This window comes from Sphingopyxis indica (assembly GCF_032879645.1).
Lineage (GTDB): Bacteria > Pseudomonadota > Alphaproteobacteria > Sphingomonadales > Sphingomonadaceae > Sphingopyxis > Sphingopyxis indica.
On record NZ_CP076394.1, the window covers coordinates 3,706,798 to 3,723,015 of the forward strand.

Genomic DNA, 16,218 nt, shown 5'->3' on the forward strand with positions numbered 1-16,218 from the left:
CCCCGCAAGGGGTCAGTCGTTGAAGGGTTCGACGCTCTCGCGCCGTCCGCGCAGAAAGGCGTCGGCAACGAGGCGGAGCGGGTCGATGTCGACATCGCTGCGCCCGCCGCGGATCAGATTGGCGAAGCGCGAATAGAGGCCGGGATATTCGAGGTCCTCATTATGCTCGGTCCCGCCGGGCAGGGTCAGCACCGCGCCGCCGCTCGACAGCTTGAGCGTTCCCGCGTCGGTTTCGACCGTGATGTTCCAGCTTTGCGGCCCGGTCTGGCGCCAGTCGAGATCCATGTGAATGTCCGCCCCCGCGGTGTCGCGAAAGCGCAGTTCGGCTGCGATCGGCGCGGCCCGATTTTCCGGAATGCTGAGCGCGGCGTCCTCGAGGAAGACCGGACGCGGCAGAATATGGGTGAGGATCGACAGGGCGTTGATCCCCGGATCGAATACGCCGAGGCCGCCGGGTTCCCAGATCCACGCCTGCCCGGGATGCCAGACGCGCACATCCTCGCGCCAGACGATCGAGACCTTCTGGATCGTGCGTTCGGCAAGCCAGGCCCGCGCCGGCGCCACGCCTGCGGCAAAGCGCGAATGCCAGGCGGCGAAAAGCGTGACGCCGACCTTGTCGGCCCGCTCGCGCAGCGCGACCACCTCGCTCAGCGTCGCCCCCGGCGGTTTTTCGAGGAAGACGTGAACGCCGCGCTTCAGCGCCAGCGCCGCCAGATCGTAGCGCACCTGCGGCGGGGTGCAGAGGGCGACGGCATCAATCGCCGGTCCGCCATAGAGCAGGTCGCCGAGGCTGGCGAAATGGGCAACGCCCTCCCTGCCCGCATCGTGCGGGCTCACGGTCGCCGCCAGGCTGAAGGCGGCGTTGCCGGCGATGGCGGGCAGATGCTGGTCGCGGGCGATCTTGCCGAGACCGACGACGGCGATGCGGATCGGGTCCATCGTTCAGAGCGCCTTGACCGCGACCGCGGGGGCATCGGCGCGCACCAGCGGATTGGCGAGCGGCAGCGCGAAGGGGAAGGCCGAAATCTCGAAGACGTCGCCTTCCTGCGTCGTCACCCCGTCACTGAACGACAGCGTCGCGGTGCCGAAGAAATGGACGTGAATGTCGCCCGGCCGGCGAAAGAGATCATATTTGAAATGATGATGCTCGAGGTTGGCGATCGTGTGCGACATATTCGCCTCGCCCGACAGGAACGGCTTTTCCCAGAGCAGTTCCCCGCCGCGCCGGATACGGCTGGTGCCCTCGATGCCCGCGGGCGGCGTGCCGAGCAGCAGTTCCGCGCCCAATGCGGCGCGGCGCAGCTTCGAATGCGCGAGCCAGAGGTAGTTGTGCCGCTCGGTCACATGGTCCGAATATTCGTTGGCCAGCGCAAAGCCGAGCCGATAGGGAGTGCCGTCCTCGCCGACGATATAGATGCCGGCGACTTCGGGTTCCTCGCTGCCGTCCTTGGCAAAGGCGGGCATCGGGAGCGGGTCCCGGGGGCCGACGAGCTGCGAACCGTCGCCCTTGTAGAACCATTCGGGTTGCTGCCCGACTTCACCGGGAGCAGGCTTGCCGCCTTCGAGGCCTTCCAGAAACATGCGCATCGAATCGGTCTGCTTCTCGCTCGCCGCGGCCTCGCGGTGCATCTTGTCGCGGCCCTCGGCCGAGCCGAGATGCGTCAGGCCGGTGCCCGACAGGATCAGGTGCGCCGCGTCCGCATGGTCGATCGGCGCCAGCAGGCGGCCCGCGTCAAATTCGGCGCGAATGTCGACGTCTGCGCCCTGTCCGCAGGCCCGGGCAGTGTCGGCCAGCGTTTCACCCGCCGCGATCGCCCGCTGCGCCAATTCGCGGACCGACGTCACGCCCGGAAGGAAATGCGCCGTGTCGCCTTCGGCAAGAATGACCGACCGCGAGCCGTCGGCCGCGCGATGCTGAAGCAGGCGAAGATAAGTCATGTGTCTCTCCCGGATCGCGGCGCATCCCTTTCGCCGGGCGCGCCGCGGTAAGATGGCTGGTGTCAGTCGAGCTTGAGCGTGCCGTCGATCAGGCGGGGGGCGCCGTCGCCGATGGCGCTGTCGCGCAGTTCATCGGGCAGGACGTCCTGGGCGATATTCTGATAGCTGACCGGGCGCAGGAAGCGGTCGATGGCCAGGCTGCCCACCGAGGTGGTACGCGGATCGGACGTGGCCGGAAACGGGCCGCCGTGAACCATCGCATGACAGACTTCGACGCCGGTCGGCCAGCCGTTCGCGAGGATCCGGCCCGCCTTGCGCTCGAGTATCGGCAGAAGGCGCGCAGCCATGCCTGCGTCGGCGGAGTCCATGTGGAGGGTGGCGGTGAGCTGGCCTTCGAGTCCGGCAACGACCCTGGCGAGTTCGGCTTCGTCCTTGCAACGCACGACGATCGAGGCCGCGCCGAAAACCTCGTGGCCCATCGCGCTGTCGGCCAGGAAGGCTTCGCCGGTCGTCTGGAACAGGACGGCGTCGCCGCGGGTGCGGTCGCCTTCTGCGCCGCGCGCCACCGTCTCGACGCCCGGACATGCGGCGAGGGTCGCGACGCCTCTCGCATAGGCATCGCGAATGCCGACGGTCAGCATCGTCTGCGGCTGCGCTTGCGTCACGGCTTCCGCAGCTGCGGCGATAAAGGCGTCGAGCCCCTCGCCTTCGACCGCCAGAACGAGGCCGGGGTTGGTGCAGAACTGGCCGGCCCCCATGGTGAGCGAGCCGACGAACGCCGCGCCGAGCGCCTCGCCGCGCGCCTTCAGCGCCTCGGGCAGCAACAGGACGGGATTGATGCTCGACATTTCGGCGTAGACGGGAATCGGAACGTCGCGGGCCTGCGCGATTCCGATGAGCGCCAGGCCGCCGGCGCGCGAGCCGGTGAAGCCGACCGCCATGATCCGCGGATCATCGACGAGCGCCGCACCCAGATCGTTCGAGGGGCCGGAAAGATGCTGGAAAACGCCTTCGGGAAGCCCGCAGGCGGCCACCGCGCTGGCGATCGCCTGTGCGACCAGCCCGCCGGTGATCGGGTGAGCGGGGTGCCCCTTGACGACGACGGGGCAGCCGGCGGCCAGCGCCGAAGCGGTGTCGCCGCCGGCCGTCGAGAAAGCGAGCGGAAAGTTCGAAGCGCCGAATATGGCGACCGGACCGACCGGAATCATGCGAAGGCGCAGGTCCGGCCGCGGCAGCGGCTGACGATCGGGCATGGCGGGGTCGATACGAAGCTGTTGCCAGCGGCCCTTGCGCACCACATCGGCGAACAGGCGAAGCTGGCCGACGGTGCGCCCGCGCTCGCCTTCGAGGCGCGCGCGCGGCAAGCCGCTTTCGGTCATGGCCGCCTCGATGAGCGAATCGCCGATGGCGAGTATTTCCTCGGCGATTCGCTCGAGAAAGGCGGCACGCTCCTCGCGGCCGGTCGCGCGATAGGCGTCGAACGCGGCGTCGGCTTTCCTGCAGGCTTCCGCAACATCTGCGGAACTGTCGACCTTGAGCGGCTCGCCATGGGGTTGACCCGTTTCGGCGGCGATGGAATGGAAATCTGACATTTGAGGGGCTCCTTATTTACTCCGACATATTTCGAGTGAGCGCCAAACGCAATCTTTGTCGTTCCTTCCCTGCGGGCGGGCTGTTAGGGTCTGGTGGCGGAGGTAGCTGAAATCGTGACAAAGGCTGAACCGGGCAAGGAAAAGGAAATGGCGAAGCCGGGGGAGGAACGCGGCCCCGGCCGGCGCCTGCACGGCGCCATCGCACACAGGCTGGGCACCGACATCTTGTCGGGCAAATATGCGCCCGGCGATGTCCTGTCCGGCGAAGTGGCCTTTGCCGAAGAGCTGCAGGTCTCCCGCAGCGCCTATCGCGAGGCGATCCAGGTGCTCACCGCCAAGGGACTGGTGGCGAGCCGCCCGAAGGCCGGAACGCGCGTGCTGCCGCGCGAGCGCTGGAACCTGCTCGATCCCGAAGTGCTCGGATGGGCCTTCGCCGGGGAGCCCGACATCGAGTTTGTGCGCAGCCTGTTCGAACTGCGCGCCATCGTCGAACCGGCCGCCGCCCGGCTGGCGGCGCAGCGGCGGGACAAGGCCGACCTCAAGATCATGAAGACCGCGCTTGCCGACATGCGCCGGCACACGCTGACCACCGAGGCCGGGCGCGCCGCCGACAGGGATTTTCACAATGCGATTCTGCATGCCACCGGCAATCAGGCGTTGATGGTGCTGAGCGCAAGCATCAGCGCCGCGGTGAATTGGACGACGCAGTTCAAGCAACGCGCGCGCGCGCTGCCGCGCAATCCGATCCCGGATCACGTCCGCGTGTATGACGCCATCGTGTCCGGCGACGGCGATGGCGCCGCAGAGGCGATGAATTCGCTCATCGACCTTGCGCTCGAAGATACGCGCAGCGCCATGGCCGGCTGAAGCGGACGAAGCGAGAGCCTTTCCGGCCCCGGCGACGGGCCGGCGACGGCGCCGCCGGCCCGCTCTGGATCAGCTCTCTGCAAGCCGCACGTCAGGAGGCGGGCGTCTCCAGCACCTCGCCAGGCAGGGCGTTGGTGGGTTTTGAGCCCCACAAGGCGTAGAAGAGGACGTAGAGTTCGCAGGCGACGGTGAGCCAGAAGCTGTTCTGGAGGCCGACGGTGTCGGCGAGCCAGCCCTGCACGACGACGAGCGCGCCGCCGGCGATCGCCATGATCAGCAGGCCCGAGCCCTCTTCGGTCAGCGGACCGAGGCCCTTGATCCCCATTGCGAAGATCGCCGGGAACATGATGGAATGGCACAGTCCGACGAGGATCAGGCACCACATCGCGACCGGCCCATGCAGGGTGGCGGCGCCGATCATCACCAGAAAGGCGGCCGAGGCATAGACGGCGAGCACCTTGTTGGCGGGAAAGGCGCGCATGATGAAGGCCCCGGCAAAGCGGCCGACCATCATTCCGCCCCACAGCAGCACGAGATAATTGGCTGCCTTGGCGGGGGTGATGCCCGCGATCTCGGGCAGGATGGCGAAATTGATGAAGAGGTTCGCGACGCCGATTTCGGCGATCAGGTAAATGAAGATCGCAGGGATGCCGAAGGCCAGATTGCGATGCTTGTAGATCGGGTGCGCCCAAAGCTTCCACAGCGGGACGGTCGTGCGCTCGGAGGCATGGGCGCGGCGGGTTGCCGCTCCCAGAGCGGGCAGCTTCGCGCGCCAGAAGACCAGGGCGATGATGACGAGCACCGCCGCGACCATGACATAGGGCAGCTGCGTCGCCTGCGCGTCGGCCAGCCGCTCCGCCGCGGTGAGCTGCGCGCCCTCGAGCGAATTGCCCCCGGTCGTCCGGCTGAGAATGAGATAGCCGCCGAAATAGGGCGCGAAGAAGGTCCCCATCGAATTGAACGCCTGCACCAGCGTGAGGCGCGATTCCGACGATTCCGGCGGTCCGATCACCGCGACATAGGGGTTGGCCGCAACCTGCAAGAGCGCGATGCCGCACGCGATCACGAACAGCGCGAGCAAGGTGATCTCGTATGACGGGATGCGGGCCGCCGGGACCATGCCCAGCGCACCGGCCGCCATGATCAGGAGCCCGATGATGATCGCCCTCTTATAGCCGACGCGCTCGATCAAAAAGGCCGACGGCATGGAGGCGACCGCATAGGCGATGAACCACACCGATTCGATCAGCGTCGTCTGTGTATAATCAAGCTCGAACACGCTGCGCAGATGAGGAAGCAGCGTGTTGTTGATGACCGTGATGAACCCCCACATGAAAAAGAGGCTCGCAAGCAGAGCAAGCGGCCTTCCGTAACGGATTCCGGGCTCCTGCGCGTTTTCGGCGGCATCGCCGGACGACGAGACAAGTGTGGGCATGATTATCCTCTCGATCGGGTACGCATGAATTCGTTTGCGAACCGGCTTGCACCTTTTCCATTTGTCGGACTATATCGCGGTGCAGGTCCCGTCAATGGGCCGCGATGTTTCCACCGGGGGTTTGGAGCGATCAGCTATGAGAAAACTGGAAAAGGCGCTGGCCGGCGCAGCCATGGCAGCGATGGTGGCAGGACTTTGTCCGGCCGCCCATGCCGCCGAGGTCAAGCGCGAAATCGCCGGAACTCTGGCCGATGGCACCCAGGTCAGCGCGATCACGCTGACCGCCGACAATGGCATTTCCGCCACGGTCCTCTCCTATGGGGCGACGCTGCAGAAGCTCCTCGCGCCGGACAGCAATGGCAAGATTGCCGACGTCCTCCTCGGCTATGACGAGCTGTCGGACTATGTCGAGCATCCCAATTATTTCGGCGTGACGGTCGGCCGCTATGCCAATCGCATCGCCGGCGGGCGCTTCACGCTCGACGGAAAAACCTATCAGCTCCCCCTCAACGACGGCCGGAACAGCCTGCACGGCGGGGATCATGGCTTCGACAAGACCGCCTGGGATGTCGTCTCGACGAAGTCCGGCCCGACCGCGAGCGTCGTGCTCCGGCATGTCAGCCCCGACGGCGATTCGGGCTATCCGGGCCGCGTTGTCGCGACCGTCACCTACACCCTCGATGAAGCCGGAAATCTGGGCATCGCTTTCGAAGCGAAGACCGACAAGCCGACGGTCATCAACATGACGAACCATGCGATCTTCGACATGGCGGGCGAGGGGTCGGGCAACGGAGCGATGGGTCAGATGCTGACGATTCCCGCCAGTCACTTCACCCCCGTCGACGCCAATCTGATCCCGACCGGCGAATTGCGCCCGGTCGAAGGAAGTGTCTTCGACTTCCGCCAGGCGCGCCGCGTCGCCGACGGATTGCGCGACGGCACCGATCAGCAGATCGTCTATGGCCGCGGCTACGACCATAATTTCGCGCTCGACAAGGGCGTGACCGCCAGGCCGGAGCTCGCGGCGCGGCTCGAGGATCCGGCGTCCGGCCGCGTCCTCGAAGTCCTGACGACCGAACCCGGCGTGCAGTTCTACTCCGGCAATTTCCTCGACGGGACGCTGATCGGCAAGCAGGGACATCTCTACCGGATGGGCGACGGCATCGCGCTCGAACCGCAGAAATTTCCCGATGCGCCCAACCATCCCGATTTCGTTTCCGCCCGCGTCGATCCCGGCAAGCCTTACCGACATGTCATGATCTATCGTCTTTCCACTTCGCGCTGATCGAAACGGACTTTCATGACAAACCGCAAATCACCCGGAACGCCGTCAGCGAAGCTGCGATCGCGCGCCTGGTTCGACAATCCCGACAATATCGACATGACGTCGCTCTACCTCGAGCGATATCTGAATTTCGGGCTCAGCCTCGAGGAATTGCGGTCGGGCAAGCCGATTATCGGCATCGCCCAGACCGGCAGCGACCTCAGCCCGTGCAACCGGCATCACCTCGTCCTGGCCGAACGCATCCGCGAGGGTATTCGCGAGGCCGGGGGGATCGCCATCGAATTCCCCGTCCATCCGATTCAGGAAACGGGCAAGCGCCCGACCGCGGGCCTCGACCGCAATCTGGCCTATCTCGCGCTGGTCGAAGCGCTCTATGGCTATCCGATCGACGGCGTGGTGCTGACAACCGGCTGCGACAAGACGACCCCGGCGCTGCTGATGGCCGCCGCCACGGTGAATATTCCGGCGATCGCCCTGTCGGTCGGGCCGATGCTCAACGGCTGGCACAAGGGCGAGCGGACGGGATCGGGCACGATCGTGTGGAAGGGTCGCGAGTTGCTCGCCGCCGGCGAACTGGACGAGGAAGGCTTCATCAAGCTGGTCGCATCGTCCGCGCCCTCGACCGGCTATTGCAACACGATGGGCACCGCCACGACGATGAATTCGCTCGCCGAGGCGCTGGGCATGATGCTGCCCGGTTCGGCCGCCATTCCGGCCCCCTATCGGGACCGGCAGGAATGCGCCTATCGCACCGGCAAGCGCGTGGTCGAGATGGTCCACGAGGATCTCAAACCCTCCGACATTCTGACGCTCGATGCGTTTCACAATGCGATTGCCGTCAATTCGGCGATCGGCGGATCGACCAATGCGCCCATCCATCTGGCCGCCATCGCGCGCCATATGGGCGTCGACCTGCCGCTCAAGGACTGGGAGACCATCGGCCACAGGATTCCGCTGCTGGTGAATCTGCAGCCCGCCGGCGAATATCTGGGCGAGGATTATTACCGTGCCGGCGGCGTGCCCGCGGTGGTTGCACAGTTGATCGGGCAGGGGCTGATCCGCGAGCAGGCGATGACCGTGAACGGCCGCACGATCGGCGACAACTGCCGCGACGCGACCATCGAGGACGATCGCGTCATCAAGCCGTTCGATGAAGCGCTGCGCAAGGACGCCGGTTTCCTGGTCCTGAGCGGCAATCTGTTCGATGCCGCGATCATGAAGACCAGCGTCATCAGCGACGAGTTCCGCGACCGCTATCTTTCGAACCCCGATGATCCGGACGCTTTCGAAGGACCGGCGATCGTGTTCGACGGGCCGGAGGACTATCACCGCCGCATCGACGACCCCGCGCTCGGTATCACGCGCGAGACGCTGATGTTCATGCGCGGCGCCGGCCCCATCGGCTACCCCGGCGCCGCCGAAGTGGTGAACATGCGCCCGCCCGCCTACCTCATCACCGAAGGCGTTTCGGCGCTGCCCTGTATCGGCGACGGCCGCCAGTCGGGCACGAGCGGCAGTCCCTCGATCCTCAACGCCAGCCCGGAGGCCGCGGCAATGGGTGGGCTCGCCCTTCTGCGCACGGGCGACCGCGTGCGCATCGACCTCGGCAAGGGCACGGTCAATGTGCTGATTTCGGACGAGGAACTGAACGAGCGGCGGGCCGCCCTCAAGGCGCAAGGCGGCTATCCTTATCCGGCTTCGCAGACTCCCTGGCAGGAGATCCAGCGCAATATCGTCGGCCAGATGAATACCGGCGCCATCCTCGAAGGGGCCGAAAAATATCAGCGCATCGCCCAGACGATGGGCCTGCCCCGCGACAATCACTGAGAAAGGGACCCCGATTGGGCCGGTGGCGCAAGATCGAACGCGAGGTTCGGGACAGTCTGGGCGAAGGCACGCTGTGGAGCGCACGCGAAAATGCGGTCTATTGGGTCGACATCCTCGCGCCGGCGCTCAACCGGCTGTCGCTCGCCGACGCCGCGATCGAGCGCTGGGACATGCCCGAGCCGCTGGGCTGGGTTGTGGAAAACCGGCAAGGCGAACTGATCGGCGGGTTCCAGAGCGGCTTCGGCCGGATCTCGCTCGCCCCTCCGGACATCGCGCCTATCTACGATCCCGAACCCCACCTGCCCGGCAATCGCATGAACGACGGCAAGGCCGATCGCATGGGCGCGATCTGGTGCGGCACGATGGACATGGCCGAAGAAGAGGCGCGCGGATCGCTCTATCGCCTATCGCCCGATGGCGCCTGTCATGTCGTGGACAGCGGCTATATGGTCCCCAACGGCCCGGCCTTCTCCCCGTGCGGCCGGTGGCTCTACCACGCCGACACGGCGCTCCGTACCGTCTATCGGTTCGAGGCCGACGAAACGAAGATCGGCGGAAAGACGCCTTTCATCCGGTTCGGGGAAAGCGACGGCTACCCCGACGGAATGACCTGCGACGCCGAAGGCTTTCTGTGGGTCGCGCATTGGGACGGCGCGCGCATCAGCCGCTTCGCGCCCGATGGCCGGCTCGATCGGACGATTCCGCTCCCCGCTCAGCGCGTGACCAACATCACATTCGCCGGTGACCGGCTCGACCGCATGTTCGTGACGTCGGCGGCTACCGGTCTCCCCGCCTCGGAATTCGATGGCGCGCTCTTCGAAATCGACAGCGGCGTTCGCGGCAATCCCACGGGCATTTATCAAGGGTGAGGCCTGCGTCGCGTTTCCCTTGGACAGCCGCCGGGAATCGCCGCCACTGACCAGAATGCGCCGGAAACGCGGCGCGTTCCCACAAACCGGAAACGCAGCGCACACACCGCATCCCACGCATTAAGATATTGAAAATAGATGAAAAATCTGGATGCCCCGCGAGGATTCGAACCTCGATAGACGGAATCAGAATCCGTAGTCTTACCATTAGACGACGGGGCAGTGAGGGGCGCCAGATAGTCGGCGCGATTGCGCCGGTCAAGGGGGTAGCGGGCGCCATCTGGAAGGGAACCGCCGGCTTGTCGCACATGCCCGCTTGCCCTGATGTATTTCGCCGCTAGCATCGACGGTTACAAGAAAAGGGGCCGCGCGCCCGCGCGCAGGCACCCGGGATGGAGGTGGACTGATGCGTCATGTCGCGATCGTCGGGTCGGGTCCGGCGGGCTATTATACCGCCGAAACCTTGCAGAAGGCCGACGAAATCACGGTGGACGTGATCGACCGCCTGCCCGTCCCCTATGGCCTGATCCGCACCGGCGTCGCGCCCGATCACCAGTCGATCAAGGCGGTGTCGCGCCGCTATGAGGGCGTCGCGCTGACCGACAATGTCCGCTTCGTCGGCCATGTCGCGGTCGGCGAGGACGTGTCGATCGACGAATTGCTGTCGCTCTATGACGCGGTCGTGCTCGCGACCGGGGCGCCGAACGACCGCCCGCTCGGCATAGCCGGCGCCGACCTGCCGGGGGTGATCGGTAGCGCCGCTTTCGTCGGCTGGTACAACGGGCATCCCGATTTCGCCGATCTCGACCCGCCGCTGGGCGCGCCCGGCGTCGCGGTGATCGGCAACGGCAATGTCGCGCTCGACGTCGCGCGCATCCTTGCCAAGTCGCCCGCCGAGTTCGCGGGGAGCGACATCGTCGCCCATGCGCGCGACGCGCTAGCGCATAGCGGGGTGCGCGAAATCCATATCCTCGGCCGCCGCGGGCCGCATCAGATCGCGATGACGCCGAAGGAACTGGGCGAACTCGGCCATCTCGACCGCGCGAGCCCGCGCGTCGACCCCGCCGACCTGCCGCCCGAGGGCGACGATGCGCTGCTCGAGCCCGGAATGCGCAAGTCGGTCACGCATCTGCGCGACTTTGCCGCGAACCCGGTCGCCAAGCCGGTGACGATCGACTTCGACTTTTTCGCCAGCCCCGTCGCCATCGAGGGCGACGGCCGCGTCGAGCGCGTGATCGTCGAGAAGACCGAACTCGACGCCGATCTGCGCAGTCGCGGCACCGGCGAAACCTATGCGATCGACGCGGGGCTGGTGATCAGCTGTATCGGTTATCAGACCCCGCCGATCCCCGGCGTCCCCTATGAGCACGGCCGCGGCCGCTTCGCCAACGACGAGGGACGCATCCTGCCCGGCCTCTATTGCGTCGGCTGGGCGCGGCGCGGGCCGACGGGGACGATCGGCACCAACAAGCCCGACGGCGCGCGCGTTGCCGAACTGGTGCTCGGCGACATCGGGCGCGGCGCGGGCAAGCCGGGGCGTCCGGGGCTCGACGCGCTGCTCGCGAGCCGCGGCGCGACGCCCGTGACTTTCCGCGACTGGCGGCGGATCGAGGAGGCCGAGGTCAGGGCCGCGATCGAGGGCGCGCCGCGCGAAAAATTCGTCAGTATCGAGGCGATGCTCGCCGCGATCGGGCGCTGAAGTGATTTCGAGTGAAATGAAACATTTCACGGCTCGGAAATCACGGAAAAACAAGACTCTAGAGTGCCGGTTTTGATTCCATCAAAACCGAACGCACTCTAGTCGGCGGCCTTGTCCGCGACCGGCGTCTCGATCGGCGGGTGACCCGCCTGCGTGTCGGCATAGGCTTCGACCATCTTCAGCACACGCAGCATGTTGCCACTCGTGATCTTTTCGAGGTCGGACCGGCTGTAGCCGCGCCGCGCCAGTTCGGCGAACAGCGCCGGATAGCCTGTGACATCCTCCATCCCGACCGGGGTGGCGTCCATCCCGTCGTAATCGCCGCCGATGCCGATATGGTCGATGCCGATCGCACCCTTGATATGGTCGATATGGTCGGCGGCGCGCGCGATCGGCACCTGCGGCGCCGGGTGCGCCGCGTCCCACGCCTTCAGCGCCGCCGCCGCACCCGCCGGGTCGCCTAGATGTTGCGCGTCGAACCGCGCCTTCGCCGCCGTCCGGTCGAGCCCGTGCGCGCGCAGCTCGGGATCGAGAAAGGCCGCATAGAGCACCACCATCACGATGCCGCCGTTCGCCTTGACGAGCGGCAGCACATCGTCGGGGACGTTGCGCGGATGGTCGGCGACGCCGCGCGCGCCCGAATGGCTGAACATCACCGGCGCCCTTGCGACCCGCAGCGCGTCCTTCATCGTCGCGGGGCTCACGTGGCTCAGATCGACGATCATGCCGATGCGGTTCATCTCGCGCACCACCTGCTCGCCGAAAGGGGTGAGCCCGTCGTGCGCCGGCGCGTCGGTCGCGCTGTCGGCCCAGGGTGTGTTCCTGCCGTGGGTCAGCGTCATATAGCGCGCGCCGAGCGCATACATCTGGCGCAGCACCGCGAGCGACGAGCCGATCGAATGCCCGCCCTCCATGCCGAGCATTCCGGCGACCTTGCCCGCCTTCATCGCTTGCTCCAGCTCGGCGGCGTTCGACGCGAGCATCATCTGCTTCGGGTAGCGCGCGATCAGCCGCTTCGCGACGTCGATCTGTTCGATCGTCTGCTGCACAGCTTCGGCTTCGTCGTCGTTCGACGGGACATAGACCGACCAGAATTGCGCGCCGACATGCCCCTTGCGCAGCCGCTGGAGGTCGGTGTGCATCGCAGCGCGCGGCGGATCGCCATCGGGCGTCGCGGTGTCGGTCGTATCGACGAAATCGAAATCGTTGATGACGTTATGCACCCGCCCGCGCAGCGCCCACGGCACGTCGTTGTGTCCGTCGAACACCGGCGCGGCCCGGAGCGCGGCTTCGGCCACCGCCTCGGGCGATTGCTGTGCTGCGGCGGAGCTGGCGAAGAGGGCGAAGGCGGCGAGGCCGGCGAGCTGATGAGGTCTTTTCATGGACGGCGAACCTAGCCGGTCGGCGGCGGCGCGCAAGCCCGCCGCCGCCGGGGCCGAGACCGACAGGTCGCGTCAATAGGATTCACGCGAAGGCGCGAAGAAGAATAATCTCGCACAAAGACACAAAGGCACAAAGAGGGCATCGAACAGCGCGCGCGACCCTGTCGCCGCAGGCGATTAACGAAGTGGCGCGTCGCGCGGGTCGCCCACAACAGGCCAGGCGCAATCCACCCTCTTCGTGCCTTCGTGCCTTTGTGCGAGTCCTCTTTTTCTTTCTCCTTTGCGCCTTCGCGTGAGACCGAAACGGCGCCTCAGGCGCGGCCCAACTTGACGTTAACGTCAATCGCGCGCAGCATCGCGCGCATGACAGCATTCGACGACTGGCGCGCCCGCTCTCCCTATTATGACGAAACCCACGACGCGCTCGCGCAGAGCGTCCGCCGCTTCGTCGAACGCGAGATCGCGCCCCATATCGACCGGTGGGAAGCCGAGGGGGAGCTTCCGCGCGAACTGCACCGGAAGGCGGCCGAGGCGGGCATATTGGGGCTGCGCTATCCCGAGCAATATGGCGGACACAGCGAGGGATTCGACAATTTCCACAGCCTCGTCGTCACCGAGGAGCTGGCCGCGGTCGGCGCGGGCGGGCTCGGCGCATCGCTGATGACGCATGGCATCGGCCTGCCGCCGATCCTCGCGCTCGGATCGGAGGAGCTCAAGCAGCGCGTTGCGCCGCCGGTGCTCGCGGGCGAGAAGATCATCGCACTCGGTATCACCGAAGCGGGCGGCGGCAGCGACGTCGCCAACCTCAAGACGACCGCAGTGAGAGAAGGCGATCATTATGTCGTCAACGGCGGCAAGATGTTCATCACCAGCGGCATGCGCGCCGACTGGCTGACCTGCGCGGTGCGCACCGGCGGGCCGGGCGCGGCGGGCATCTCGCTGCTGCTGATCGACATGGGCACGCCCGGCGTCGAGCGCAGCCGGCTCGACAAGATGGGCTGGCGCTGCAGCGACACCGCGGCGATCCATTTCAGCGATGTGCGCGTGCCGGCGGCAAACCTGATCGGGCCGGAGAATGGCGGCTTCATCGGCATCATGCGCAATTTCAATTCGGAGCGGCTCGGCATGGCGATGGGTTGCTGCGCCTACGCCCGCGTCGCGATGGCCGAGGCGGCCGAATGGGCGAAGAACCGCGAGACCTTTGGGCGTCCGCTCGTCGGCCATCAGTCGATCCGCATCAAGCTCGCCGACATGGAGCGCCAGATCGAAGCGACGCAGGCGTGGGTCGACCTCTGCGCGTGGCAGGTGAAGGAGGGCAAGGATCGCCCCGCCGACTTCGCGATGCTCAAGGTGCAGGCGACCCGGATGCTCGAGGCCGTCGCGCGCGAGGCAGCACAAATCCTCGGCGGCGCGAGCTACATCACCGGCAGCAAGGTCGAACGCATCTACCGCGAAGTCCGCGTCAACGCGATCGGCGGCGGCAGCGAGGAAATCATGCTAGACTTGGCCGGACGGCAATTATTCGGCGGAGGAAAGACGTGAACGAAATGACTGCAAGCTGGCCCGCCGAGGCCGAAACGCTTTTGGGCGACCTGGTGACCCTGCGCCGCGCGATTCATCGCGAGCCCGAACTCGGCCTCCAGACCCCCAAGACGCTCGCGAAGATCAAGGATGCACTCGCCGGGCTGCCGCTCGAATTGCGCGAGGGGCCGTCGACCACGGGGCTGATCGCGATCCTGCGCGGGCCCGCGAACGGGCGCACCGTGCTGCTGCGCGGCGACATGGATGCGCTGCCGCTGGTCGAGGATACGGGGCTCGACTTCAGCTCCGAGACCAGCGGTGCGATGCACGCGTGCGGGCACGACACCCATGTCGCGATGCTCGTCGGCGCGGCGAAACTGCTGTGCGCCGCGCGCGACCGTCTGCCCGGCACGGTGATGTTCATGTTCCAGCCGGGCGAAGAGGGGCATCATGGCGCGCGCTTCATGCTGGGCGACGGGTTGATCGACCCGCTCCCCGACGCCGCCTTCGCGCTCCATATCATGCCCAACGCGCCGCACGGCATCTTCGCGGGGCGCGCGGGGCCGCTGCTCGCCTCGTCCGACGTGCTCAACATCTCGGTCAAGGGCGCCGGCGGCCACGCCTCGATGCCGCAGGATACGATCGACCCGATCCCCGTCGCGTGCGAGATCGTCTCGGCGATCCAGACGATGGTGACGCGCAAAATCTCGGTCTTCGATCCCGCGGTCGTCACCATCGCGAAGATCGCGGCGGGGACGACGAACAATATCATCCCCGAAAGTGCCGAGATGACCGGCACGATCCGCACACTGTCGCCCGAACGCCGTGCGATGGTCGCGCGCGAGTTGAAGCGCCTCGCCCCCGCGATCGCCGAAGCGCATGGCTGCACCGCCGAAGTGCAGATCGAGGAAGGTTTCCCCGTCACCGTCTGCGACGCCCGCGCGGTCGCCTTCGGGCAGGGGGTCGTCGAAGAAACCTTCGGCGAGGACGCCTGGCTGACGATGGACAATCCGGTGATGGGGGCGGAGGATTTCGCCTATGTCCTCGAAAAAGTCCCCGGCGCGATGTTCTGGCTCGGCGCGAGCGAGGCGGGGAGCGACTGGCGAAGCTGCTGCGGCCTCCATTCGAACCGCATGGTCCTCGACGAGAGCGTCATGGCCCGCGGCGCCGCGCTCCATGCGGCGTTGGCAGAGCGGTTTTTGACTGAGGGGTTTGGATAGGAAATGATCTCACGCAAAGGCGCAAAGGCGCAAAGAAGGGAGCTTCAGCAGCGATGATTGTTAGCCACGCGCCGGACCCCTTCCTTGAAGGTCTCGCCACCAAAGTTGATGAGTAGTCCAAGCGGCAAATCCAGCAGGCGAAGATAGGTCAGGACCTGCTTTCCATGGAGCGGCGAAAGCCGCTCGACCGATTTTAGAGCAAATTGCGCGAAATCTGAATCATCCGCATCCCCGAGCGAAGACGAGGGGCTCGTTCGAGCAGAGCGAGAACCGCAGCGTCGCAGCCTCGACTTCGCTCGGCAGAGCCCCTCGTCTTCGCTCGGGGAAACGGTGCAGATTTCCGGCACGATGCTCTAGTTCAACGAGCAATTTCCCCTCGATCAGAAGGTCGGCGCGAAAGCCCTCGGGCAATTGCACGCCGTCATAACGGATCGGGATCGGCGCTTGCCGCTCGATAGTCAGCCCGCGGCGAGCGAGCTGATCGGCCATGATCGCTTCGTAAACCGATTCAAGCAGACCCGGCCCCAGATTCTTGTGGAGATGGAAGCCGCAGTCGACGGCCATGCGGGCCAATTCCTCGATC

13 protein-coding genes, 1 tRNA gene and 1 pseudogene are annotated in these 16,218 nt (G+C 66.3%); 7 read left to right on the plus strand and 8 right to left on the minus strand.

Annotation, left to right across the window (positions count from 1 at the left end; all coding sequences use genetic code 11):
- Positions 1 to 12 precede the first annotated feature (12 nt).
- From KNJ79_RS17440 to KNJ79_RS17450, 3 genes are all read right to left on the minus strand, one after another.
- Complete coding sequence (locus tag KNJ79_RS17440) at positions 13 to 939, minus strand: Gfo/Idh/MocA family protein (protein WP_317152033.1); 927 nt, start codon at positions 937 to 939, stop codon at positions 13 to 15.
- A 3-nt stretch (positions 940 to 942) separates the two neighbouring features.
- A complete protein-coding gene (araD1, locus tag KNJ79_RS17445) occupies positions 943 to 1,938 on the minus strand; it encodes an AraD1 family protein (RefSeq protein ID WP_317152034.1) in 996 nt (331 codons plus the stop codon).
- Between the two features lie 62 nt (positions 1,939 to 2,000).
- Positions 2,001 to 3,530 (minus strand): aldehyde dehydrogenase (NADP(+)), encoded by a 1,530-nt coding sequence (locus KNJ79_RS17450; protein ID WP_317152035.1) that lies wholly within the window; start codon positions 3,528 to 3,530, stop codon positions 2,001 to 2,003.
- Between the two features lie 147 nt (positions 3,531 to 3,677).
- Between KNJ79_RS17450 and KNJ79_RS17455 the strand changes: the two genes are divergently transcribed.
- Complete coding sequence (locus tag KNJ79_RS17455) at positions 3,678 to 4,397, plus strand: FadR/GntR family transcriptional regulator (protein WP_089215526.1); 720 nt, start codon at positions 3,678 to 3,680, stop codon at positions 4,395 to 4,397.
- Between the two features lie 91 nt (positions 4,398 to 4,488).
- On the opposite strand, the gene KNJ79_RS17460 is transcribed toward KNJ79_RS17455, so the two are convergent.
- Entirely contained in the window at positions 4,489 to 5,832 is a 1,344-nt protein-coding gene (locus tag KNJ79_RS17460; protein WP_317152036.1) for a sugar MFS transporter, read from the minus strand.
- A gap of 136 nt (positions 5,833 to 5,968) precedes the next feature.
- Between KNJ79_RS17460 and KNJ79_RS17465 the strand changes: the two genes are divergently transcribed.
- From KNJ79_RS17465 to KNJ79_RS17475, 3 genes are read left to right on the plus strand one after another with little or no spacing between them, the layout of a single operon-like run.
- The gene (locus KNJ79_RS17465) at positions 5,969 to 7,117 is read left to right on the plus strand and encodes an aldose epimerase family protein (protein ID WP_317152037.1); all 1,149 of its coding nucleotides are present in this window, start codon (positions 5,969 to 5,971) and stop codon (positions 7,115 to 7,117) included.
- A 15-nt stretch (positions 7,118 to 7,132) separates the two neighbouring features.
- Positions 7,133 to 8,944 (plus strand): IlvD/Edd family dehydratase, encoded by a 1,812-nt coding sequence (locus KNJ79_RS17470; RefSeq protein WP_317152038.1) that lies wholly within the window; start codon positions 7,133 to 7,135, stop codon positions 8,942 to 8,944.
- Between the two features lie 14 nt (positions 8,945 to 8,958).
- A complete protein-coding gene (locus KNJ79_RS17475) occupies positions 8,959 to 9,813 on the plus strand; it encodes an SMP-30/gluconolactonase/LRE family protein (RefSeq protein ID WP_317152039.1) in 855 nt (284 codons plus the stop codon).
- 148 nt (positions 9,814 to 9,961) lie between these two features.
- Here the strand turns inward: KNJ79_RS17475 and KNJ79_RS17480 are convergent.
- Positions 9,962 to 10,035 (minus strand) — tRNA-Gln (locus KNJ79_RS17480).
- A gap of 184 nt (positions 10,036 to 10,219) precedes the next feature.
- On the opposite strand from KNJ79_RS17480, the gene KNJ79_RS17485 reads away from it, so the two are divergent.
- Positions 10,220 to 11,512, plus strand: a complete 1,293-nt coding sequence (locus KNJ79_RS17485) for an FAD-dependent oxidoreductase (RefSeq protein WP_317152040.1) — start codon at positions 10,220 to 10,222, stop codon at positions 11,510 to 11,512.
- 98 nt (positions 11,513 to 11,610) lie between these two features.
- Here KNJ79_RS17485 and KNJ79_RS17490 read toward each other — a convergent pair whose 3' ends face one another.
- Positions 11,611 to 12,894: a dipeptidase gene (locus KNJ79_RS17490; protein ID WP_317152041.1), complete on the minus strand. Its 1,284-nt coding sequence runs from the start codon at positions 12,892 to 12,894 to the stop codon at positions 11,611 to 11,613.
- A 363-nt stretch (positions 12,895 to 13,257) separates the two neighbouring features.
- Between KNJ79_RS17490 and KNJ79_RS17495 the strand changes: the two genes are divergently transcribed.
- Complete coding sequence (locus KNJ79_RS17495) at positions 13,258 to 14,436, plus strand: acyl-CoA dehydrogenase family protein (protein ID WP_317152042.1); 1,179 nt, start codon at positions 13,258 to 13,260, stop codon at positions 14,434 to 14,436.
- Positions 14,437 to 14,441: 5 nt separating this feature from the next.
- The gene (locus KNJ79_RS17500; RefSeq protein WP_317153946.1) at positions 14,442 to 15,635 is read left to right on the plus strand and encodes a M20 metallopeptidase family protein; all 1,194 of its coding nucleotides are present in this window, start codon (positions 14,442 to 14,444) and stop codon (positions 15,633 to 15,635) included.
- A 44-nt stretch (positions 15,636 to 15,679) separates the two neighbouring features.
- Here KNJ79_RS17500 and KNJ79_RS17505 read toward each other — a convergent pair.
- Positions 15,680 to 15,832 (minus strand): annotated as a pseudogene (locus tag KNJ79_RS17505) (GxxExxY protein); the annotation flags it as partial.
- A 22-nt stretch (positions 15,833 to 15,854) separates the two neighbouring features.
- On the minus strand, positions 15,855 to 16,199 hold the full coding sequence (locus KNJ79_RS17510) for a GxxExxY protein (RefSeq protein WP_317152043.1): 345 nt from the start codon (positions 16,197 to 16,199) through the stop codon (positions 15,855 to 15,857).
- Positions 16,200 to 16,218 lie beyond the last annotated feature (19 nt).

Coding starts and splice junctions, on each gene's coding strand:
- KNJ79_RS17450 (WP_317152035.1), bottom strand. CDS start 3,530: ATGTCAGATTTCCATTCCATCGCCGCCGAAACGGGTCAACCCCATGGC.
- araD1 (WP_317152034.1), bottom strand. CDS start 1,938: ATGACTTATCTTCGCCTGCTTCAGCATCGCGCGGCCGACGGCTCGCGG.
- KNJ79_RS17440 (WP_317152033.1), bottom strand. CDS start 939: ATGGACCCGATCCGCATCGCCGTCGTCGGTCTCGGCAAGATCGCCCGC.
- KNJ79_RS17455 (WP_089215526.1), top strand. CDS start 3,678: ATGGCGAAGCCGGGGGAGGAACGCGGCCCCGGCCGGCGCCTGCACGGC.
- KNJ79_RS17485 (WP_317152040.1), top strand. CDS start 10,220: ATGCGTCATGTCGCGATCGTCGGGTCGGGTCCGGCGGGCTATTATACC.
- KNJ79_RS17470 (WP_317152038.1), top strand. CDS start 7,133: ATGACAAACCGCAAATCACCCGGAACGCCGTCAGCGAAGCTGCGATCG.
- KNJ79_RS17465 (WP_317152037.1), top strand. CDS start 5,969: ATGAGAAAACTGGAAAAGGCGCTGGCCGGCGCAGCCATGGCAGCGATG.
- KNJ79_RS17500 (WP_317153946.1), top strand. CDS start 14,442: ATGACTGCAAGCTGGCCCGCCGAGGCCGAAACGCTTTTGGGCGACCTG.
- KNJ79_RS17495 (WP_317152042.1), top strand. CDS start 13,258: ATGACAGCATTCGACGACTGGCGCGCCCGCTCTCCCTATTATGACGAA.
- KNJ79_RS17490 (WP_317152041.1), bottom strand. CDS start 12,894: ATGAAAAGACCTCATCAGCTCGCCGGCCTCGCCGCCTTCGCCCTCTTC.
- KNJ79_RS17510 (WP_317152043.1), bottom strand. CDS start 16,199: ATGGCCGTCGACTGCGGCTTCCATCTCCACAAGAATCTGGGGCCGGGT.
- KNJ79_RS17460 (WP_317152036.1), bottom strand. CDS start 5,832: ATGCCCACACTTGTCTCGTCGTCCGGCGATGCCGCCGAAAACGCGCAG.